Source organism: Caminibacter pacificus (assembly GCF_003752135.1).
In the GTDB taxonomy this organism is placed as follows: Bacteria; Campylobacterota; Campylobacteria; order Campylobacterales; family Nautiliaceae; genus Caminibacter; species Caminibacter pacificus.
The window spans coordinates 546,439-567,975 of sequence record NZ_RJVK01000001.1 but is presented as its reverse complement, the minus strand read 5'-3'; the positions used below and the strand labels follow the sequence as shown (position 1 = coordinate 567,975).

The window sequence follows — 21,537 nt, the reverse complement described above, 5'->3', positions numbered from 1 at the left end:
GGAGGCGGGATGAAAATTCATCTTGATTTGGATTCGTTTTTCGTATCGGCTCACAGGGTTTTTGACAAATCGCTTTTAAATAAGCCGGTTGTAGTGGTAAAAAGAAACGACAAAGAGATTTTCGAAAATCACAAATCGGAAGTATTGAATCTAAACAGAGGTGCGTTTACTGGGGATTTGATAGTTTCTAAAAAAGAGTATGATAAAAGCTATTTTTTAGAAAACGGCAAAATCAGAGGTATAGTGGTTACCTCAAGTTATGAGGCAAGAGAGCTTGGTATAAAAACGGGTACCACTTTAAAAGAAGCGCTTGAAATATATCCGAAACTGACCGTTTTACTGCCGGATTATAAGCTTTATCATACGCTCTCTTATAAACTAAAAGAGTTTTTAAAAGTCAAAATTCCGTTTGTCGAGCAGTTTAGTATCGACGAGTTTTTCGGAGATTTGGAGGGGTGGGTGGATGATAGGGACGCTTTTTTGTTTTGTAAGGACTTAAAAGATGAGATTTGGGAGAAGTTTTCGCTTCCTATTTCGATAGGTATCGCAAAAAGCAAATGGACTGCGAAACTCGCCACCTCTTTTGCAAAACCTAACGGCGTTTTTATGGTGGAAGAGGTGGATGAGTTTATAAAAGACATTCCTATCGAGAAATTCCCGGGAATCGGCAGAAGAATAGAAAAAAGACTAAAAGAAAGAGGGATTTTAACTTTAGGAGACGTAAAAGAAAACAGGGAATATTTTTATTCTTGGGGGAAACCGGGGGTTGAGCTTTATAAAAGGGTATGCGGTATAGATAACGAAGAGGTAAAAGAGAGAGAAGTTAGAAAAAGCATAGGAATTTCAAGGCGTTTTGATGTAGTGTATGACAGAAGGGAGCTTGTAAGAAGGGTGCATGTTTTGTGTAGGTATCTTTCGTTTTTGGTGCTGAAATACAAACTTAATCCGACTTTTTATTATCTGAAAATCAAATATAAAGACAAAACCTCTTCAAAAGCTCACGTTAGGATTCACAGACTCTTTAACGAGCTTTTGTTAAAAGAGATTATGACTACTCTTTTTTACAGAGCCGATGAAAAAGAGATGGGAGTTATTTCATTGTCTCTTGCCGTTTCGAAATTTAAAAGAGAGAGTAATCTTTTCGATTACGAAAAAGATTTGAAACTTCAAAATCTAAACGAAGCGATTTTTAAAATAAGAAGCAAATTCGGGGTATCGGCTTTAATGAGCGCCGAAGAGATACACCCCTAAAAAACTTAAAACAAAAACGCTCAAAATCACTTCGAAAAATTTGGTTATAAGTACGGCGAGTTCTTTTTCGCCGAAAATCCAAACTATAAGACACTTAACTACCGAGTTGGTAAAAGATGCGATAGCTATTCCCGTTGCCGCGCTTAATAAAGAGAGGTTTTTGTTCGCAAGAGAGGAAAGAGATAGCGTAATTGCGTCCACGTCGGTAATTCCGGAGAGGAAAGAGATTATATAAATTCCTATATTTCCGTATTTTTGTCCTACGAAATAGACAAGTGCGTAGATGAAGCCGAAAATTATCGCGAATTTAATAGCTTCATCAAGCTCAAGAGGGTTTTTTTCCAAAACTTCACTTTTTATTTCTATGTTTTGAGAAGTTTTTTTATAAAATCGATACGATATGTAAATTCCTACAATCGTCGTGATAGTATATGGTAAAACCAAAATAAAAAAGACCTCTTTATTTACGATAAGACTCTCAATAAGCACTCTTGCGAACATTATGGTGTTGGCAATGGCGATGGCGGCTGCGTAGGTGTAAAGAAGAGAGGAGTTTTTTTGGATTTTGTAAAGCTTTGAGATAGAAAAGGTAACCGCTGTCGAACTGATAAAACCTCCCGCGGCACCTGTGAGTAAAATTCCGTATTTTTGACCGAAAAATTTAATACCCAAATATCCTATAAAAGAGAGAGTCGCGATAATAACAGCCATAGCCCAAGTTTTGTGCGGATTGAAATAAAATATCATTTTATCCGGAAGATACGGAAGTACCAAAAAGGTCATAACAAGCAAAAGCACGGCCGCACTGATATCTTTTGAAGAAAGGGACGATTCTATTTTTTTAAGTTTCGTTTTGATATTCAGGATGAAAACTATGACGATACTTAGCGTAATAGCGAAACTAACTTCGTTTTGAGATACCAAATAGCCTATTAAAAATGTCAAAATCGCAGCAACGTGCGTGGTGGAGCCTTGTTTGTCGTAGTGTATGACTTTTAGAAAATAGGCGCTGATAACAAGAGCGCCCAAAACGAAAAAAGCAAGATAAAAAAAATAACTTTGAGTTTTTGTGATGATTCCTGCCAAAAATCCGAAAAGAGAGATTAAAGAAAAAGTCCTGCTTCCGGCAAATCCTTTTTCGTTTTGATGAATAAACGAGATATTTCTCTCAAGCCCTATCAAAAAACCTAAAACGATACTGATTGCAAGAAGTTTTAGGGTTAAAATATCCATTTTTCATCCTTTAAATAATTATAGCTTAATTTTTTGATAAAATTATGGAAAAAAAGGTTAAGTTTGAGAAAAGCAGTCGCATTTACCGGGCCGAGCAATTCGGGAAAAACAACATTAATAGAAAAAATCGCAAAAAAACTGATAAAAGATTACGAAATAGCGATTGTAAAAAACGACCCGGGAGACAAAGCGAAATTCGACGTAGAGGGAAAAGATAGTTATAAGTTTTATCAAACGGGTGCCGAAGTTGTCGTAACGTCTCCTACAAGAACGACATATTTTTCTCACAGAAAAAAACAAATCAAAGAGATTGCGGATATGATAGGGGAGTTTGACTTTTTATTGGTCGAGGGGTTAAAGACCCTGCCTCTTCCGAGAATCGCCGTATTCAGAGGGGATGTGGACGAGTCCTATTTTCCGTATATCAAAGCCGTGGCGGTTGATGACAGCGTAGATAAAAGCAAAATACCTCAAAATATCGATATTTTGGATTTGAATAACGTCGATGAGGTAATTGAGTGGATATTTAAAAACGCCGAGGAAATTTAATGAAAGAAGTTTTAAATAAAAGACTTGAAAAATTAAAAGCCCATTATAAAGCGTTAAAAGATTATCATGATTTTATAATTAAATTGGGAAATATTTACGAGCCTTTCGAATTTAGCGCTTTAAGCTTGGAAGAAAGAGCTGTTTTGGAAGCTTATTTAAAGAGATTTTCTTCCGTTCAAGATTATTTGGGAGCTAAAATTTTTCCTTTGCTTTTGGACGTTAAAGGCATACCTTATAAAAAAATGAGTGAAGTACTCTCTCTTATGGAAAAAGAGGAGATAATTAATCTTGAAGAGTGGATTGAATTTAGAAACGTAAGAAACGAGCTTGAGCACGATTATCCTGATGAAATCAAACAAGCTCTTGAAGATTTGAAGTTTTGTGTAGAGAATTTTGAAAAAATTGAAGAAATTATTAAGAAAGTTTTTGAGTATGTATCTTAGACTCGATAAAATTTCAAAAAAGAAACTTTTTGAAGCTCTTGAAGTTTTTCAAGGGTGTGAGATATATTTTTTCGGAAGCAGAAGAGACCCTGAAAAAAGAGGCGGTGATATAGATATCGCTATTAAAGGGCTTGATAAAGAGGAGTTTAAGAAAAAAAGAGTTAAGTTTTTTAAAAAACTTTTACTAAGTGATTTTGATTACGATGTGGATTTGGTGCATTATGAGAGCGCAAGCGAGCTGTTAAAACAGGAGATAAGGAGAGCAAATGACTGAAATATTCAAAGCGATAGAGGATATCGCAATAGAAATTTACGAAGCTATAAAAACAAAAGATACCGGAAAAGTGGAAACTCAAAACGCAAGCGGTGACGTTCAAGTAAAACTTGACGTAATTAGCGATGATATCGTAGAAAAACATCTATTAAAAGTAAAAAGCGTAAAAGAGATTATAAGCGAAGAAAAAGAAGACCCTATTACGAAAGAAGAGGGTGAATATTTCGTAGCGTACGACCCGCTTGACGGGAGCAGCTTGATTGATGTCGATTTAAGTGTGGGAAGTATTTTCGGGATTTATAAAGGCGGATACAACGGAGAAAATATCGTAGCTGCGGCTTATGTGGTGTATGGTCCGAGAGTTGAGCTTGTTATTGCAAGAGACGTTGTGGAGCTATTCAGACTAAACGAGCACACTAAAAAATTCGAATTCGTAAAAGAACTAAAACTTGGAAAAAAAGGAAAAATTTTAGGTCCTGGCGGTACTCAAAAAAATTGGTATCCGTTTCATAAAGAGATGATAGATTCGTTTTTTGCTGAAGGTTACAGACTAAGATACAGCGGTGGAATGGTACCGGATTTACATCAGATTCTTTTAAAAGGCGGAGGGCTCTTCGCATATCCTGGTACGACCGATAAGCCAAAAGGTAAGCTTAGAAAACTTTTTGAGGTATTTCCGTTTGCGTGTGTTTATGAAAGAGCCGGAGGAAAAGCCGTTGACGGATTTAATGAGCTTTTGAGCCTTGAAGCGGAAAGCTATCACGATACTACACCTTGCTTTTTCGGAAGCGAAGAAGAGATAATCAAAGTACTTAGAACATATAAGGAGAATCAATGAGCGATAAGTGCAAAACATACTATTTAACAACGCCGATTTATTACGTAAACGACGTGCCTCATATCGGGCATGCTTATACGACTATTATTGCGGATACGATTGCAAGATACAGCAGACTCAAAGGAATCGACACCTTTTTCTTAACGGGAACTGACGAACACGGACAAAAAATAGAAGAAGCGGCAAGAAAAAGAGGAAAGTCTCCAAAAGAGTATGCCGATGAGATTAGTGCGAAATTCAAAGAGCTTTGGGATGAGTTTGAAATCAGTTATGACAAATTCATAAGAACCACAGACCCTGAGCATATCAAAGGAGTGCAAAAAGCGTTTCTTGAGATGTATAAAAAGGGTGATATTTACAAAGATTATTACGAAGGACACTATTGTGTAAGCTGTGAGAGTTTTGTGGCTCCAAGCCAGCTTGTAAATGACGAACTATGTCCTGATTGCGGTAAACCTACGAGAATAATCAAAGAAGAGAGCTACTTTTTCAGACTCTCAAAATACCAAGACAAACTTCTTGATTGGCTAAAAAACAAAAAACCTATTTTACCGGAAGCTAAAGCCAACGAAGTTATCAGATTCGTAGAAGAAGGGCTAAAAGATTTATCTATTACAAGAACGTCTTTTGAATGGGGAGTGAAACTTCCTCCTGAAATCAATGACCCGAAACACGTAGTTTACGTATGGCTTGACGCACTTTTTAACTACCTAACAGCTCTTGGTTACGGAAGCGAAGATGAGAGTTTGGTGCAAAAATATTGGCCTGCAAAACTTCATATCGTCGGAAAAGACATCTTAAAATTCCATGCTGTTTATTGGCCTGCGTTTTTGATGAGTATCGGTTATGAACTTCCAAAAAAAATCGCGGCTCACGGATGGTGGACAAGAGACGGTGAGAAGATGAGTAAAAGTAAAGGAAACGTAATCAATCCTAAAGAAGTGGCAGATGCTTACGGGATTGAAAACTTCAGATATTTTATGCTAAGAGAAGTGCCGTTTGGGGCTGACGGGGACTTTAGCGAAAAAGCGCTTATCGATAGAATCAATAACGACCTCGGAAACGACCTCGGTAACCTTCTAAACAGAATTATCGGTATGGCGTATAAATATTTCGGCGGAAACGTTACGAGTAAAGACGTTGAGAAGTATTTTAGTGCCGAACTAAACGAAGCAAGAGAGATAGTTCAAAACTTAGAAGAAACATATCTTTGGAAAATGCAAATTCACAAATTCCTTGAAGAGCTTTGGAAAATACTATCTATCGGAAACAAAGCCATCGATACATATAAACCTTGGGAGCTTATGAAAAACGGCGAAGAAGAAAAAGCGGCGGCTTTAATCGGACTTATAGCTAATCTGCTTGCAATGGTAGCCGTTAATCTACATGCCGTAATGCCGAAAACTACTCAAAAAATCGCAAAAGCTTTAGGATTTGAAATAAATGAAGAGAGCTTTAAAAATATTATGCAAGGCAAACTTCTTGATGATTTCACAATCGAAAAAATACCTCCGCTTTTCCCTAAAATCGAAAAACCTTTAATGAAAAAACCTGAAGTAAAAAAAGAAGAACCGCAAAATATCATTACGATAGACGAATTTTTCAAAGTCGAACTTAAAGTAGGAAAAGTGGTAGTGGCAGAAGAAGTTAAAAAATCAAAAAAACTTCTAAGACTTGAAGTCGATTTGGGTGAAGAAAAACCTCGCCAAATCGTAGCGGGAATCAAAGAATACTATAAACCTGAGGATTTAGTGGATACTTACGTTTGTGTAGTAAGCAACCTAAAACCTGCAAAACTTATGGGAATGGTAAGTGAGGGTATGCTTCTTGCGGCAAAAGATGACGAGGGGCTTGCGCTTATCAGACCTGAAAAACCTAAAAAAGTCGGGACTCAGATTAAATAATGAAAATAGAAACACTCACAAACCTCATAAGCGGCGAACTTCTCAATCGCCCTTATATTTCCGAAGTGTTGTTTTACACGAGCGACGTCGAAGAAGTGAATAGAGGAAGCTGTTTTTTTGCCAAAAAAACGGCCGATATCGCAGAAGCGATAAAAAGAGGTGCTTATGCAATAATAGTCGATAAAGAAGTGCCTATTCTTGATAAAGAGATAGCATGGATAAAAGTCGATGATTTTAAAAAGGCTATTTTTAATATCTTTAAATACGAAAACTTAAAAAATAAAATTTTCCTTGGCGATAAAATTACTTTTGAGATTATAAAAAATATGAACCAAGACAAAAGAGTCGTTGTTTTAAATGAAGATGAGGATTTATTAAGAGCAATAAATTTAAGTGAAAAATATATAGTGACGAAAGAAACTTATTTTAAAGAGATTTTTTCAAACATAGAAGAGCTAAAACCTAAAAAACTCAATCTTCAAAAAGAGGGTCTTTTTAGAATGAAGTTTGAAAGTTTTGAACTTCATTTGCCTTTCGTTTATGCTGAAAACTTCGAAAAAGCTTATAATTTTTTTGATAAAAACGAGCTTAAATATACACTTGAATTCGAAATTGAGAGATTCAAACCGGTATTTGTCGATGCGTTATTAAGAGAAGTGAAATACGGAGAGAGCTCTAAAGTTGTTATAAAGGGATTAAAAAACGACGAAATCTTTTTTAAAGAGCTCAACTACATAGTCGAAAATACAAAGCACGCAAAATGTGTCTTTATTAACGAAACTACAAAAGAACTTTTAAATTCTCCTTTTAATTTCGCCGTTTGTGTTGATTTTGATTTCGAGCCGAAAGTTATAGAAGAAAAAGGACTTTTTAATGATTAAAATCGAAAAAATAAATGAGCTTTGTAAAGGAAAATTTTTAAGCTTAAAAGAAGTTTTTTTTGATTATAAAGGGAAAAAAAGACGCTGGGAAGTTTGTAACTCTATGGATAGCGTGGCTATTTTAATTTATGATATCGATTTGGAGTCAATCATTTTGGTAAAACAATTTAGACTGCCCGTATATCTAAAAAACAACGACGGATATACTTACGAACTTTGTGCGGGACTGTGCGATAAAGATAAATGCTCTTTGGAAATTGCAAGAGAAGAGGTTTTGGAAGAGTGCGGTTATGACGTACCCTCAAGCAAAATACAAAAAATAACTTCCACATGGGCGAGTGTAGGAACTAATGCGGCAAATCAAACGATTTATTATGTGGAAGTGACTCAAAAAGAAAAAGTCCATAACGGCGGCGGAATTGATGATGAAGATATTGAGATTTTCGAATTACCAAAAAATAGAGTTAAAGAGTTTATTTTTGATGAGAGTAAAGTAATTACACCGGGCGCGAAATTCGCTCTTATGTGGTGGGTAAGTGAGAAAATGAAATAGTGAAATGGTGAAATGGTGAGTTTGTGAGGAGATTGGAAAAATACGCAAGAGGTAGGGAAAAGAAACGGAAAATAGGGTGAAGATGTTAAAAAAGAGTTTGAAAAAAATAAATAAAAAGGAGAACGGATGAAGCATATTTTTAGAGAATATGACATAAGAGGGATTTTTCAAAAAGATTTAACGGAAGATGTCGTAAAAAAAATCGGTTATCATTTGGGAAAAAAGATAAAAGGCGACTATGTTTTTGTAAGCTATGATGCAAGAACTCACTCTCCTATTCTTCACGATTGGCTTGTTAGCGGGCTTAATTATGCCGGAAAAAAAGTAATAAGCGGAGGTATGTTACCTACGGGTGCGAATTATTTTGCTAACTTTAGAAAACTTTGTTTGGAAAATGTCGGACCTGTTGAAATCGGAGGAAGCATCCAAATTACCGGCTCACACAATCCTCCTGAATATAACGGATTTAAAATAACTGTTGATAAAGCGCCGTTTTACGGAAAAGATATCTATGCTTTGGGTGATGAGATTATAGCTTCAAAAGAAGATATCCCTACAAACACCGAAGTTATAAAATACGACTTAAAAGCTGATTATATCGATTATATTTCAAATCAGTTTTCTCATTTAAAAGGAATGAATTTAAATGCCGTTTTTGATTGCGGAAACGGGGTTGCCGGAGTTGTTTTAAGAGAGCTTTTGGAAAAAATAGGTATTGAAAATTATGAGATTTTATTTGAAGAACCCGACGGAACTTTCCCGAATCACCACCCCGACCCTACAGAAGAAGAGAATCTTGCCTGGGTAAAAGAAGAACTGAAAAAAGGAAGAGATTTTGCGTTTGCGTTTGACGGAGATGCCGATAGAATCGCTTTTCTTGATAAAAAATATAACTACAAAGGCGATATTTTAGCTTACTTTTTTGCAAAAACGATGAAAAATCCTTGCGTAATAAGTGAAGTAAAAGCGACGCAAGTGATGTATGACGAGATTAATAAGTTCGGGCGTGCTATTATGTATAAAACGGGTCATAGTAACTTAAAAGTATTGCTTAAAAAAGAAAACTGCGATTTTGCGGCCGAAGTTAGCGGTCATATATTTTTTAACGATAGATATTTCGGTGTTGACGATGCTATTTATGTAGCGTTTAGAATTATGGAGCTAATTAAAGAAGGTTTTGATTTTGCGGGCGAATACGAAAAACTGCCTCAAGTATATAATACTGACGAACTTAAAGTAAAAACAACGGAAGATAAAAAATTCGAAATCGTTAAAAAACTAAAAGAAGAGCTTGAAAAAAGAAAAAGCGAATTAAAAATCAAAGATATTATCGACGTGGACGGCGTTAGAGTTATTTTCCAAGAGGGTTGGGGACTTGTTAGGGCAAGTAACACGACTCCGGTACTTGTTACGAGATTTGAAGCTAAAAGTAAAGAAGCGCTTGAAAAGATTCAAAAAACTATCACTGATTTATTAAATAAATTCCTCTAATTTCTCCTCTTTTTTTCTTTATTAAATCTTATATTTTATTTTTGTTTAGTCTGTTTATTTAGAAAATATAATTTTTTTGTCATATTATTGTTGTAAAATATAAGCTTAACATTTTTGTAATTAATAAAATTGATTGACATTTACTCAATTTTATTATATAATTACTATATGAAAAATTGGTGTAGTATTGTTTAAGGAGGGGAAATGTCAAAAAGTTTGTATGAGGTGCTTGGAGTTAGCGAAAACGCTACGCAAGACGAAATAAAAAAAGCATATAGAAAATTAGCAAGAAAATATCATCCTGATATTTGTAAAAAGCCCGAATGCGAGGAGAAATTCAAAGAGATAAATACTGCTTATGAAATTTTAGGAGACCCTGAAAAAAGAAAGCAGTATGATGCAATGGGTGATAGTATGTTTAACGGTCAAAACTTCCAAGACTTCTATCGCCAACATAAAGATGTGGATTTAGAAGAGATTTTAAATTCTATTTTCGGCGGCGGTTTTGGAAGAAGCAGAGGAGGTTTTGGCTTCGGAGGTTTCGGATTTGACGAGTATGGATTCGGAGGCGGATTTGCGCCAGATTTGGACGTCCATGCGAGAATTCAAATCCCTTTTGATATAGCTGTAACAGGTGGTGTTTATCCGATTAACTATAACGGAGAGACTATAAAAATCAAAATCCCTGAAGGCATAAGAACGGGACAAAAATTAAGAGTTAGAGGAAAAGGTAAAACTTTCCAAGGTAAAAGAGGAGATTTAATCCTCGAAATCGAAGTTATGCCTTCAAACGAATGGGAAAGAAAAGGTGACGATTTATACAAAAAAATCGACGTACCTTTAAAAACAATGATGTTCGGCGGTAAAGTCGGAGTTGATACTTTCAAAGGTCATATCAACGTAAAAGTTCCTAAAAACTCTAAGTGCTGTCAGAAACTTAGGGTTAAAGGATACGGAGTTAAAGGTGGAAATTTATATCTTGAATTAAGACCGATATTGCCAAAAGTTGAGGAGCTTGATCCCGAACTTGCAAAAATGATGGAGGAAAAGCTCCCGTCATAACATAACATTTATTATCCTGCGTAAGCAGGGAAAGGAGGTGAGAAATGTATAGTTATGATGAACCGGTATATCTAATTAGTGTTGTAAGTAAAATACTTAATATCCACCCGCAAACTCTAAGACAATATGAAAGAGAAGGGCTTATTAAGCCGAGCAGAACAGAGGGTAAAATGAGACTTTACTCTCAAAGAGACATCGACAGATTAAAGCTTATTCTCTCTCTTGTAAGAGACTTGGGTGTAAATTTAGCCGGAGTTGAGATTATTCTTCAATTGAAAGAAGAGATTGAAAGACTCCAAAAAGAGATTGAAACTCTTAAAAAACAACAAGGTCAAATTCCAAGAAACAGAAGCGTAGTAATCAAAAAAGAAAACTACCAACTTATCTTAGTTCCTGAAACGAAAGAGGAGAAATAATCTTCTTTCGTTTTACTCCTAAAACAAATTAAACGGTAACGTAATTACTCTTTTAAACAATTCAAAAGGCGTTTTTATTATACTCGTACCTAAATCCTGAGTAACTTTCGGGTCGTCAAGTTTTCCACTGACAACTACTTTAACATCAATACTTCCGTCTTTTCCAAGAAGTAAATAACTAAGTCCTTTTCCGATAACAGGGATATTTTTGATGTTTAGTTTCATATAAGCCATAATTTTAAGATTCATAGTCATCGTATTAAAATCGATATAACCTTTCCCCGTAAAATCCAAATTAACGCCGTCAATTTTGATTTGTTTGAAATATAAAATATTTTTGTAATAAAGAAAGTCGATGTATCCTTTTTTGATTTTATATCCTTCGGCCGAAAATCCGGGAGATTTTAAGGACAATAAAGATGGAATCGTATTCAAAAACGCAATTAAGTTATTTAGCGCTTTTAAATCTTTTACCACTCCTTTATTGATATAAACCTTTCCGGTGTAGAAATCTTCGGGTGATTTTACGAGTACGAAATCGAGATTGATTTTATAAAAATGATTAAAAATATCAAGCAATGGTACGAGTTCTTTTTTTGAATAATTTTTTCCCGAAAGCAAAAAGTATTTGTGTTTTGTATAACCTATAAGAGAGCTTTGTTTATATTTTGAGGTTATATTTAATTCTTTGTCGTAATTAACGGTGAATTTTTCAGATAAAAATTTGTGTTTGTTATAAATAAAGTTTGTATTGATGCCGACTACTTTTGCTGTGAATTTAGAATTTTTGTTTTGAGTTTTTTTCTTTGAAGTCAGAGGTGTTACCGTATGGATGATATCTATAATCATATTTACGTTGATATCGGCGTTTTTTATCGTTGCGTCGAGTTTATTTAGGTTTTGGATATTTACGTGAGCGAATTGGTTGTATATTTTTATATTGTTTTTGTCTATATCCATAATCGCAAAAATAGAGTTTTTACTCGGTTTGTTGTTTAAAACAAGAGGTTTTTTAAGATAAAGAGTAAGTAATATTTTTACCGAATTTTTATATATATTGATTACCGAAGTTCCGTTTGTGATAATTCCGCTAAAAGGAGTGAATTTTAATATCTGTTTTAGAGAGTAAAAATAAAATCTATTATGAGCATAATCTCCCATAATCGCAAGGTTTATCAAATAAAATACTTTTCTTTTCAAATTAACGGCAATTTTTTCGTCGTAGTTTGTGATATGTAAGAGATTTAAAAGTTTTAAATTAATTATTTTTGCGTAAATGTTTAAGTATTTGTTTTGTAAATATTTGCCGTTAAATGAAGTTTTTATTTTTAAAAAGTCAAAAGGGATATAAAGATTTGTAGTATTAAATTCTCCGTTTTTTGTAATCGAGCTGTATTTTGCAAAAAGATTATCGCTTGAGAGTAGGATGTCTTTATATTGAATAATAGGTTTTTTTGAAGAAATAGAAATATTATAATCCAATTTTTTAGAATAGATAAGCGTTGTGTTTAGGTCGTTTTTGCCTGAGAGTTGAGTGATTGGGATTGTGATATTGAATTCTTTTAGCGTCGATTTTAGATGTTTATCGATTGAGGCGTTTGTGTGGAGTTTGATGATATAAGTTTTAAAATCATCTGTTTTTGCATGGATATTATCAAAAATCAGGTTATTTAGATTGATTTTGTTTATATTTAGAGTTTTTTCTTTAATGTTTATTTTGGTGTTTGTTATTGTGATGGGTAAGTTTTTGATTTTTCCGGTTATGGTTTTTGAAGATAAGTCGTTATTTAGTAGTTGGATTAGTTGTGTGGTTAAAGAGATGAATTTATATTTGAATTTATTATTCGAGCAGTTTATGTTTTTGTAATTGTTATAGATTATTACTTTGCAAACTTTTGTGCTTGCTTGGACGTTGTTATGGATTTTTATATTTTTGATTATAGCGTTTATGTTTTTTAGATTTTTGTATGAGATATCAAGAAACGAGACGTCTATTTTTTCGTTTTTGTAAAAAATTGTCGAATCAAAAGCTCTTGCGAAAAGATAGGAGTTGAAAAAATAAGTACCTATTATTTTTTTGGAGTCGATTTTAAAGTCGTCTTTTAGATGAGTGTCGTAAAGTTTGAACGAAACTTTATCGTTTGTGATATCGAAAAACGGATTTTTTGTCTGAATTTCAGTTTTGTTTTTTTGGATTTTAAGGCTGTTTGATTTTGAGGTGACGAAATATTTTTTGGCTTGGACGTCATAAGTGAAGTTTAGGTTTAGGTTTTTTGTGAAAATATTGATTTTATTAAAATGTATTTGAGACTCTTTTGTGGATAAAACACCCGTAATAATGTTATCGGCAAGTGTTGCTTTTAGATTGTATAAAAAATCTTGAAATCTGAAGCGAGTTGTAATTTTTATATTATTTTCATATTTTATACTTCCGGTTAAATCTTTGATTTTATAATTTGCATATTTTATTTCGTTTATGAAAAGTTCGGAATAGTTGTGCTTTGGTATAATCGTTCCGTTTAGTGTTAATAGATTTGATTTGAGAGTGATTTTGTGGTTTTGAAACAAAAACTCTTTTACTTTAATTTTTTTATATTTAATGTTTTTGAAATCTATTTTTTGGAAAATTTTAGAGACGTTAAAGATATAATAAAATTGTTTATGAAGATTTGTGATGTCGGTTTTGTAGTTTGTTGGCAAAATTATGATATTATCAGCTTCTAAAATAAGCTTTTTGTCGATTTTAATAAAAAGATGTTTAATTCGAAGAGTTGAAAATTTGAGATTATAAAAATGAAGGCCTTTAAACATGGATATAAAAACAGCAAACGAAAAATATAAAATTACAAAAATTATTGCGCTTATAGAAGCGTTGTTGCTTTTCATTATTTTTATCCTTTTTTATCTGACACGAGAAGTAAATGTAAAACGTATAATATATGTACCAAAAGGTAACACTAATTATACAATAAAATATCTCCATAATCGCGGGTATGACATATCATATATCGATAAAATCTTCATAAGAATGTTCGGTTATCCTCAGGCCGGTTGGATAGATTTGAAATCGACTCGTATGACTAAGCTTGATTTTTTATATAGACTGACAAAATCAAAAGCGGCTCTTGCAAAAGTGATGATAATTCCGGGAGAGACGAACTATTTCATCTATAAACAAATAGAAAAAAAACTGAAAATCAAAAATATGTATTGTCCTAATATCGAAGAAGGTTTTATAAAACCCGATACGTATTATCTTCCTATCGGTATGAAAAGAGAAGACTTATGTAAGCTTTTATATGATGTTTCTCTGAAGTGGCATAAGGATATCAGCAAAAAAATATTCGGTGTTTGGAATTACAAAAGATACGAAAAATATTTGATAATAGCTTCAATCATTCAAAAAGAAGCGGCAAATACGAACGAAATGAAATACGTCTCCGCCGTCATATACAACAGACTCAAAAAAGGAATGCCTTTACAAATGGACGGAAGTCTTAATTACGGCAAATATTCTCACACTCCGATAACGGCCAAAAGAATCAAAACCGACAAAAGCAGATACAATACCTATAAATACAAAGGACTTCCTCCAAAACCAGTTTGTGTTGTCAGTAAAGAAGCGATAATTGCGGCTATTTTTCCTGCGAAAGTGAAATATCTCTATTTTTATAAATGCGGGAATCATCATCTTTTTGCGACGAGTTACAAAGCGCATGTAAATAATATACGCAGGTGTAAAAAATAAGCTGTTTATAATAGTAACACTCGCCAAAAAAAATCTCTTAAAAATGTTACTTTTTGTTATGAAAAGGATAAAATTTAAAAAACCAAAAAAAGGAGATTTATATGGCAAATCCAACAATCGTATGGACGAAGATCGACGAAGCTCCATACTTAGCTACGTTCAGCCTACTACCAATTATGGAGGCGTTTACTAAAGATGCCGGAATTAATTGGGAACTTAGAGATATTTCACTTGCGGGAAGAGTTATCGCGGAATTCAGTGATATGTTGCCTGAAAATCTAAGACAAAGCGACGAGCTTGCATATCTTGGTGAGCTTGTAAAAAAACCGGAAGCAAACGTAATCAAACTTCCGAACATTTCTGCATCTGTACCTCAATTAAAAGCGACAATTAAAGAACTTCAAAGCCAAGGTTATCCGTTACCTGATTTTCCGGAAGAACCTCAAAACGCTGAAGAAGAAAAAATCAGACTTAAATATTTAAAATGCGTAGGTTCAAACGTAAACCCTGTACTAAGAGAAGGAAACTCTGATAGAAGACTTGCGGAACCTGTAAAAGAATACGCAAAAATGCATCCGCATCCGATGAAACCTGTTGAGCCTACAAGCAAATCTTATGTTGCTCATATGGATAAAAACGACTTCTATCAAAACGAGCAAAGTTTCATCGCTCCAAGAAATATGACGGTTGCTATCGAATTCGAAGGTAAAAACGGAACTAAAAAAGTATTCAAAGAAGTTGAACTTGAAAAAGGTGAAGTATTCTCTGGTACTTTCCTAAATAGAAAAACTCTAAGAGAGTTTTATGAAAAAACTATCCAAGACGCTAAAGAAAAAGATATCCTATTCAGCTTACACGTAAAAGCTACAATGATGAAAGTTAGTGACCCTGTAATGTTCGGGGATGCTATTAGAGTATATTACAAAGAACTTTTCGATAAATTCGGAAAAGAACTTGAAGAAATCGGATTTAACCCTAACAACGGTATGAGCGATTTAGAAGCTAAACTTGCAAAACTTCCTGAAGACAAACAAAAAGCCATTAAAGAAACAATCGCTGAAATTTATAAAAAACAACCAAGACTTTATATGGTTGATAGCGATAACGGAATTACAAACCTTCACAGACCAAATGACGTAATTATCGACGCGTCTATCCCTGCTACAATCAAAAACGGACTTAAAGGTTGGGGACCTGATGGTGAAGTTGAAGATACTGTAATTACTGTTCCTGATAGAACATATGCAAGAATGTATAAAGAAATCGTAGCTGATATCGTTAAGAACGGACAATTCGACCCTACAAAAGTAGGTACTGTTCAAAACGTAGGTCTTATGGCTAAAAAAGCTGAAGAATACGGAAGCCACGACAAAACATTCTTCCCACCAGAAGACGGAATTATCAGAGTTGTCGATACTGAAAACAACGAAGTATTAATGGAATTCGAAACAGAAGCCGGAGATATCTGGAGAGCATACACAGCTAAAGAAGTAGCTATTATCGACTGGATTAAACTTGCTGTTGAAAGAGCGAAAGAAAGCGGACTTCCTATCGTATTCTGGCTTGATAGCAACAGAGCGCACGATGCTAACCTAATCAAATACGTAGTTAGCGAACTTGCAAAATACGACCTAAGTGATGTTGAATATCACATTATGGCTCCTGAAAAAGCTATGAGATACACACTTAGAAGATTTAGAAAAGGTCTTGGTACTATTTCTGTAACAGGTAACGTATTAAGAGACTACCTAACAGACTTATTCCCGATTATCGAAGTTGGTACGAGTGCAAGAACACTTTCAATCGTTCCGTTACTTGCAGGTGGTGGTCTGTATGAAACAGGTGCTGGTGGTTCTGCTCCTAAACACGTTGAGCAATTCATCAAAGAAGGTCACTTAAGATGGGATAGTTTAGGTGAATTCCTTGCAACAGTAGAATCACTTAAACTTGCAAGAAAACAAGGTGCGAACGAAAAAACTGAAGTTATTGCCGACGCATTAAGTAAAGCGGTAGGAAAATACCTACAAAACGACAAAACTCCGAAAAGAAAAGTAGGACAACTTGACAACAGAGGAAGTCATTACTATTTAGCAAGATATTGGGCTGAAGAGCTTGCAAACTGCGGTGATGCGGAACTTGAAGCTAAATTCAAACCTGTAGCAAAAGAACTTGTAGAAAATGAAGAAAAAATCCTTGGAGAAATCGCAGCTGTTGAAGGTAAACCGGCTGATATCGAAGGATACTATCATCCGAATGAAGAAAAAGTAGCTAAATATATGAGACCGAGCGAAACATTCAACAAAATTATTGATGCTTTAAGATAATCCCTTTTGGGGTTATCTCTTTTTATTTAAAGGATAATGATGTCAAATAAAGTATCAATTATCGGTGCAGGAAATGTAGGTAGTATAGTTGGTTATTCTCTTGCAATGCAAGGGCTTGCTCATGAAATTATTTTGGTAGATAGAGATACCGATAGAGCAAAAGGAAAAGCACTTGATATGTCTCATGCCGCAAGTGCCGTGAGAAGCCATTCCATTGTAAGAGCAGCTGAGAGCTATGAGGATGTCAGAGGCTCAAAAGTTGTCGTTATTACTGCTGGATTCCCAAGAAAACCTGGAATGACAAGAGAAGATTTACTTCTAAAAAATGCCGAAATAATGAAAGATGTTATCACTAACGTAAAAGAAGTGGCTCCCGATGCAATCATTATTACAGTTTCAAATCCTCTTGATGCAATGACTTACACGGCACTAAGAGTGGGTGGTTTTCCGAGAAATCAAGTAATCGGTATGGCCGGAATCTTAGATAGTGCGAGAATGGCATATTTTATTTATGAAAAACTCGGCTACGGAGCCGGACAAATTAGAGCGAGCGTAATTGGCGGGCATGGTGATTTTATGGTGCCGCTTCCGAGATATTCAACTGTTGCCGGTGTGCCTCTTAGCGACCTTTTAACTCAAAAAGAGATTGAAGAAGTAGTCGAAAGAACAAGACACGCTGGTGCGGAAATCGTCGGATATTTAAAAACGGGAAGTGCTTATTTTGCGCCGGGCAAATCTACTGCTATAATGGTAGAGGCTATTTTGAAAGATTCAAAACAGATATTCCCATGTGCGGTATTGCTTGATGGTGAATACGAAGTTGAGGGAGTTGTAAACGGCGTACCTGTAATGCTCGGAAAAGACGGAGCTGAGAAAGTTATCGAAGTTACTCTTGACCCTTGCGAAAAAGAGCAATTCAGACGCTCTACAGCAGCTGTAAAAGAGATGATCGACGTACTTGAAAGAGACTTTTTTAAGGAGAATAAATGAGAGTCGTAAAATATGACGATATCGTAAAAGCGATAAAAGATATGATTATCTATTCGGCGACACACTTATCGCCGGATATGAAAAAAGCGCTTGAAGAAGCGTATAAAAACGAAAAAAGTGAAGTTTCAAAAGCAGTACTTAAACAACTTCTTGATAACGCAAAAATTGCAGAGACCGAATGGAAGCCTCTTTGCCAAGATACGGGTCTTGCTATTTATTTCGTAAAAGTGGGAGAAGACGTAAAAGTAGAAGGCGGAACGCTAAAAGATGCAATTTACGAAGGTACCGAACAAGGCTATAAAGAAGGATATTTAAGAGCAAGTACTTGTGATTGTTTTACAAGAGCGAATCTTAAAGATAAAGTTGGATACAACTTACCTCCGGTAATCTATTTCGATATCGTACCGGGAGATAAAATCGAAATCGAATATGCGGCAAAAGGCGGAGGAAGCGAAAACGTATCTCGCGCTACGGTTTTAGCACCGGCTCAAGGTAAAAAAGGTATTTTGGAATTCGTTAAAAAAGTAGTTAGTGACGCTGGTCCGAATCCGTGTCCTCCTTTGGTAGTGGGTGTAGGAATCGGTGGAAGCTTTGATTATGCGGCTGTTATGAGCAAACACGCACTATTTAGAGATATCGGAAGCAAAAATCCTGACCCTGAAATGGCTGAATTCGAAGAAGAGATTAAAAACGAACTTAACAAACTCGGAATCGGTGCTATGGGTATGGGTGGTACAGAAACCGTACTTGCGGTACATATAGAAACATTCCAGCCTGGAAGAATGTGTCATATCGCATCACTGCCTGTTGCGGTGAATATCCAATGTCACAGCTCAAGACACTCTCATATTACAATCTAAAGGATTAGAAAATGGCTGAATACAGACTAAAAACACCTTTAACTGACGAAGATGTAGAAAAATTAAAAGCCGGAGATATCGTATATCTTACGGGTACTATTTATACGGCAAGAGACGCGGCTCATAAAAGACTTGTAGATTTGATCGAAAAAGGTGAGCCTTTGCCATTCGACCTTAAAGGTGCAGTGATTTATTACGTAGGGCCTACTCCTCCAAAACCCGGAGAGCCGATTGGTAGTGCCGGCCCTACTACTTCATACAGAATGGACAGCTACGCGCCTATCTTAATCGAGCACGGACAAAAGGGAATGATAGGTAAGGGGAAAAGAAACGAAGCTGTTAGAGAAGCGTGTAAAAAATATAAAGCGGTATATTTCGGAGCTACCGGAGGAGCCGGTGCACTTCTTGCCGAGAGAATCAAAAACGCTGAAGTTATCGCATATCCTGAACTCGGACCTGAAGCCGTAAGAAAGCTTGAAGTAGAAGACTTCCCGGTAGTTGTAGTAAACGACTGCTATGGAAATGACTTATACGAGCAAGGTAGAAAACAATGGGAGCAAGAATAAAATAATTTAACTTTTAGAAAGGAGAGTAAATGAATATACATGAGTATCAAGCAAAAGAGATATTTAGAAAATACGGAGTGCCTACTCCAAGAGGTGGAGTGGCTTTTAGCGGACCTGAAGCAAGAAAAGTAGCTGAAGAGCTTGGTGGAAACCTTTGGGTTGTAAAAGCTCAAATTCACGCAGGTGGTAGAGGAAAAGCAGGTGGTGTAAAACTTGCTAAAACTCTTGACGAAGTAGAAAAAATCGCTGAAGAAATGCTCGGAATGACACTTGTAACTCACCAAACAGGCCCTGAGGGTAAAGTGGTAAAAAAAGTGTATATCGAAGAAGGTGCCGATATTAAAGCGGAATATTATCTTGGAATGGTGCTTGATAGAGCGCTTGAAATGCCTGTAATGATGGCTTCTACCGAAGGTGGTATGGAGATTGAAGAAGTAGCTGAAAAAACTCCTGAAAAAATCGTAAAAGTGGCAATTGACCCTACAATCGGATTCCAACCTTTCCATGCAAGAAAACTTGCATTTGGACTAGGGCTTGGAAAAGACGAGCAAAAAGAATTCATTAAATTCGCAACGGCACTTTACAATGTTTATATGGATAACGACGCTGAAATGATCGAAATCAACCCTCTAATCAAAACGGGAGACGGAAGATTTTTAGCACTTGATGCGAAAATGGGATTTGATGACAACGCACTATACAGACATCCTGAAATTGCTGAAATGAGAGACTTGGACGAAGAAGAGCCGACTGAAATCGAAGCTAAAAAATACGGGCTAAGCTACATCAAACTTGACGGAAACGTAGGATGTATGGTTAACGGTGCTGGACTTGCTATGGCTACTATGGATATTATTAAACACGAAGGTGGAGAGCCTGCTAACTTCCTTGACGTTGGTGGTGGAGCGAATCCTGATACTGTTGCAAAAGGATTTGAAATCATTCTAAGCGACCCTAACGTAAAATCAATTTTCGTAAATATTTTCGGTGGTATCGTTAGATGTGACAGAATTGCTAACGGAATTCTTCAAGCAACTGAAAAGGTAGAAGTAAACGTACCTGTAATCGTAAGACTTGACGGAACAAACGCAGAAGAAGCTGCTGAAATTTTAAGAAACGCAAATATTAAAAATATTATTCCGGCAACAGACCTAAAAGACGGAGCGCAAAAAGCCGTAAAAGCTGCGAAAGGAGAGCTATAATGAGTATTTTAGTAAATAAAGATACAAAAGTAATCGTTCAAGGATTTACAGGAAAAGAGGGTACTTTCCACGCTGAGCAATGTATAGCGTACGGAACTCAAATCGTCGGTGGTGTTACACCTAACAAAGGTGGGATGACTCATCTTGGAAAACCTGTATTCAATACTGTTGAAGAAGCTGTAAAAGCTACGGGTGCTACTGTAAGTATGATTTTCGTACCGCCTGCATTCGTTGCGGATGCGGTAATGGAAGCGGCTGATGCTGGAATCGAGCTTGCCGTAATCATTACTGAGGGTGCGCCTGTAAAAGATATGATGATGGCGAAACACTACGCAGTTAAAAAAGGTATGAAAACAATCGGACCTAACTGTCCTGGTATCATCACGGCTGAAGAGTGTAAAATCGGAATTATGCCTGGTCACATTTTCAAAAAAGGAAATGTTGGTCTTATCTCTAAATCAGGTACTTTAACATACGAAGCAAGTAACCAAGTTGTAAAAGAAGGTCTTGGTATTACGACAGCGGTAGGTATCGGTGGTGACCCTATTATCGGTCTAAGCTACAAAGAACTTCTTCCTATGTTTGAAGAAGACCCTGAAACCGAAGCAATCGTTATGATTGGTGAAATCGGTGGGGATTTGGAAATTCAAGCGGCAAAACTTATTAAAGAAAAAATCACTAAACCTGTAATCGCATTCATCGCAGGTCAAACTGCTCCAAAAGGTAAAAGAATGGGGCATGCAGGTGCAATTATTAGCGGAAGCAAAGGTACTGCGGCTGAGAAAATGGCAGCACTTGAAGAAGCCGGAGTATATGTAGTAAAATCTCCTGCGGATATCGGTGCTACTGTAGTAAAAGCTCTTAAAGAAAAAGGGAAATAATCCCTTCTTTTTTCCTACTTTCACTGTGTAATTCCTTCACTTTTTTTCTTTTTTTAATTCCCTAAAATTCG

The 21,537-nt window shown here is 35.6% G+C and carries 20 protein-coding genes; 18 read left to right on the top strand and 2 right to left on the bottom strand.

Annotated elements, in window-relative coordinates:
- Nucleotides 1-9: 9 nt before the first annotated feature.
- On the top strand, nucleotides 10-1,251 hold the full coding sequence (locus EDC58_RS02970) for a DNA polymerase Y family protein (RefSeq protein ID WP_123352013.1): 1,242 nt from the start codon (nucleotides 10-12) through the stop codon (nucleotides 1,249-1,251).
- On the opposite strand, the gene EDC58_RS02965 is transcribed toward EDC58_RS02970, so the two are convergent.
- Nucleotides 1,222-2,484 carry an MgtC/SapB family protein gene (locus tag EDC58_RS02965; RefSeq protein ID WP_123352012.1) on the bottom strand — a complete coding sequence of 421 codons (1,263 nt, stop codon included), beginning with the start codon at nucleotides 2,482-2,484 and terminating at the stop codon, nucleotides 1,222-1,224. The genes EDC58_RS02970 and EDC58_RS02965 overlap by 30 nt on opposite strands.
- Nucleotides 2,485-2,547: 63 nt before the next feature.
- On the opposite strand from EDC58_RS02965, the gene mobB reads away from it, so the two are divergent.
- From mobB to EDC58_RS02915, 10 genes are all read left to right on the top strand, one after another.
- The gene (mobB, locus tag EDC58_RS02960) at nucleotides 2,548-3,033 is read left to right on the top strand and encodes a molybdopterin-guanine dinucleotide biosynthesis protein B (protein ID WP_123352011.1); all 486 of its coding nucleotides are present in this window, start codon (nucleotides 2,548-2,550) and stop codon (nucleotides 3,031-3,033) included.
- Complete coding sequence (locus tag EDC58_RS02955) at nucleotides 3,033-3,476, top strand: hypothetical protein (RefSeq protein ID WP_123352010.1); 444 nt, start codon at nucleotides 3,033-3,035, stop codon at nucleotides 3,474-3,476. The genes mobB and EDC58_RS02955 overlap by 1 nt, the downstream gene beginning before the upstream one ends.
- Nucleotides 3,466-3,750, top strand: a complete 285-nt coding sequence (locus EDC58_RS02950; RefSeq protein WP_123352009.1) for a nucleotidyltransferase domain-containing protein — start codon at nucleotides 3,466-3,468, stop codon at nucleotides 3,748-3,750. Before EDC58_RS02955 ends, EDC58_RS02950 begins: the two co-directional genes overlap by 11 nt.
- Nucleotides 3,743-4,588 (top strand): class 1 fructose-bisphosphatase, encoded by an 846-nt coding sequence (locus tag EDC58_RS02945; protein ID WP_123352008.1) that lies wholly within the window; start codon nucleotides 3,743-3,745, stop codon nucleotides 4,586-4,588. Before EDC58_RS02950 ends, EDC58_RS02945 begins: the two co-directional genes overlap by 8 nt.
- Nucleotides 4,585-6,492, top strand: a complete 1,908-nt coding sequence (gene metG, locus EDC58_RS02940) for a methionine--tRNA ligase (protein ID WP_123352007.1) — start codon at nucleotides 4,585-4,587, stop codon at nucleotides 6,490-6,492. The genes EDC58_RS02945 and metG overlap by 4 nt, the downstream gene beginning before the upstream one ends.
- Complete coding sequence (locus EDC58_RS02935) at nucleotides 6,492-7,373, top strand: hypothetical protein (RefSeq protein WP_123352006.1); 882 nt, start codon at nucleotides 6,492-6,494, stop codon at nucleotides 7,371-7,373. The genes metG and EDC58_RS02935 overlap by 1 nt, the downstream gene beginning before the upstream one ends.
- Nucleotides 7,366-7,926 carry an NUDIX hydrolase gene (locus EDC58_RS02930; RefSeq protein ID WP_123352005.1) on the top strand — a complete coding sequence of 187 codons (561 nt, stop codon included), beginning with the start codon at nucleotides 7,366-7,368 and terminating at the stop codon, nucleotides 7,924-7,926. The genes EDC58_RS02935 and EDC58_RS02930 overlap by 8 nt, the downstream gene beginning before the upstream one ends.
- Before the next feature lie 126 nt (nucleotides 7,927-8,052).
- The gene (locus tag EDC58_RS02925; RefSeq protein ID WP_123352004.1) at nucleotides 8,053-9,417 is read left to right on the top strand and encodes a phosphomannomutase/phosphoglucomutase; all 1,365 of its coding nucleotides are present in this window, start codon (nucleotides 8,053-8,055) and stop codon (nucleotides 9,415-9,417) included.
- Nucleotides 9,418-9,621: 204 nt separating this feature from the next.
- Nucleotides 9,622-10,479, top strand: coding sequence for a DnaJ domain-containing protein (locus tag EDC58_RS10335; protein WP_123352003.1), 858 nt, complete (start codon nucleotides 9,622-9,624; stop codon nucleotides 10,477-10,479).
- Nucleotides 10,480-10,523: 44 nt separating this feature from the next.
- Nucleotides 10,524-10,895, top strand: coding sequence for a heat shock protein transcriptional repressor HspR (locus EDC58_RS02915; protein WP_123352002.1), 372 nt, complete (start codon nucleotides 10,524-10,526; stop codon nucleotides 10,893-10,895).
- 18 nt (nucleotides 10,896-10,913) lie between these two features.
- Here the strand turns inward: EDC58_RS02915 and EDC58_RS02910 are convergent, their stop codons facing one another.
- Entirely contained in the window at nucleotides 10,914-13,781 is a 2,868-nt protein-coding gene (locus tag EDC58_RS02910; RefSeq protein WP_123352001.1) for a YhdP family protein, read from the bottom strand.
- Here EDC58_RS02910 and mltG point away from each other — a divergent pair.
- From mltG to sucD, 7 genes are all read left to right on the top strand, one after another.
- The gene (gene mltG / locus EDC58_RS02905; RefSeq protein ID WP_123352000.1) at nucleotides 13,705-14,643 is read left to right on the top strand and encodes an endolytic transglycosylase MltG; all 939 of its coding nucleotides are present in this window, start codon (nucleotides 13,705-13,707) and stop codon (nucleotides 14,641-14,643) included. The genes EDC58_RS02910 and mltG overlap by 77 nt on opposite strands.
- Nucleotides 14,644-14,744: 101 nt before the next feature.
- Nucleotides 14,745-16,967: an NADP-dependent isocitrate dehydrogenase gene (locus EDC58_RS02900; protein ID WP_123351999.1), complete on the top strand. Its 2,223-nt coding sequence runs from the start codon at nucleotides 14,745-14,747 to the stop codon at nucleotides 16,965-16,967.
- A 39-nt stretch (nucleotides 16,968-17,006) separates the two neighbouring features.
- Nucleotides 17,007-17,957, top strand: a complete 951-nt coding sequence (gene mdh / locus EDC58_RS02895; protein ID WP_123351998.1) for a malate dehydrogenase — start codon at nucleotides 17,007-17,009, stop codon at nucleotides 17,955-17,957.
- The gene (locus tag EDC58_RS02890) at nucleotides 17,954-18,817 is read left to right on the top strand and encodes a fumarate hydratase (RefSeq protein WP_123351997.1); all 864 of its coding nucleotides are present in this window, start codon (nucleotides 17,954-17,956) and stop codon (nucleotides 18,815-18,817) included. The genes mdh and EDC58_RS02890 overlap by 4 nt, the downstream gene beginning before the upstream one ends.
- Before the next feature lie 11 nt (nucleotides 18,818-18,828).
- Nucleotides 18,829-19,383, top strand: coding sequence for a Fe-S-containing hydro-lyase (locus tag EDC58_RS02885; protein ID WP_123351996.1), 555 nt, complete (start codon nucleotides 18,829-18,831; stop codon nucleotides 19,381-19,383).
- A gap of 29 nt (nucleotides 19,384-19,412) precedes the next feature.
- Entirely contained in the window at nucleotides 19,413-20,585 is a 1,173-nt protein-coding gene (sucC, locus tag EDC58_RS02880; RefSeq protein ID WP_123351995.1) for an ADP-forming succinate--CoA ligase subunit beta, read from the top strand.
- On the top strand, nucleotides 20,585-21,466 hold the full coding sequence (gene sucD, locus EDC58_RS02875) for a succinate--CoA ligase subunit alpha (RefSeq protein ID WP_123351994.1): 882 nt from the start codon (nucleotides 20,585-20,587) through the stop codon (nucleotides 21,464-21,466). Before sucC ends, sucD begins: the two co-directional genes overlap by 1 nt.
- Nucleotides 21,467-21,537 lie beyond the last annotated feature (71 nt).